The organism is Streptomyces sp. M2CJ-2 (assembly GCF_016757295.1).
Lineage (GTDB): Bacteria > Actinomycetota > Actinomycetes > Streptomycetales > Streptomycetaceae > Streptomyces.
Genome location: NZ_JAESIF010000277.1, coordinates 1 through 664 on the forward strand (window position 1 = coordinate 1; position 664 = coordinate 664).

1 protein-coding gene is annotated in these 664 nt (G+C 65.2%); it reads right to left on the reverse strand.

Going from position 1 to position 664, the window contains the following annotated elements:
- Positions 1-193 precede the first annotated feature (193 nt).
- Positions 194-508, reverse strand: coding sequence for a hypothetical protein (locus JL475_RS39285; protein ID WP_202282970.1), 315 nt, complete (start codon positions 506-508; stop codon positions 194-196).
- Positions 509-664 lie beyond the last annotated feature (156 nt).

Consider the following 664-nt stretch of genomic DNA (forward strand, 5'->3'; position numbering starts at 1 on the left):
GGGCGCACCTGATCCCGACGGACTGAGGAGCTTCAGGGGGCAGCCCGTGCCACAGGCGTGCCAGATACAAGGGTCAGCCACGGTCAACGGGGGTGTCTCGCGGTTGAGTTCTCGGTGGCCTGACCCGGTATCGAAGCTCCAGGTCAGCGCCCCCACTCCCCCGCCTCTCTCCTCAAGTGGTTGACCAGCGCGCTCATCGGGTCCACACCCTCTGGAACTCCTCTGCCGCGATGGCCTCCAGCGGATCTTCTTCAGGATCGATCGCCTGGTCTGTCAGGCCGCCGTGCCCGTCCTCCAGGTGCTCCCAGCTGTACCGGTGGAGTTGGCCAGCAGGAGTCAGCTCGGCTTGCTTGATGACGATCAGCTCGCCGCGGTCGGGCACGGCCTCGATGTACCAGAGGCCGCCTTCTTCGTCAGCGTGGCGGAAGTGGTGCTGCGAGGTGGCGCCCTCATCGAGTGCTCGGAAGTACGCCACGGTCTCTGCCTTGATGCGCTCCAGGTCAACCACGGGACCATCGTGCCAGCGAAGGCATGCGGTTGCACCGTTCTGACATCCATGAGTGACATCAACGACGCCGGACGTCAGCACTCCTAGGGCCTGTTCGGGATCGTGATCATGTGGCGGGGGCAAGGCTGCGCAGCCAGATGATGGCGCCGCGCAGCT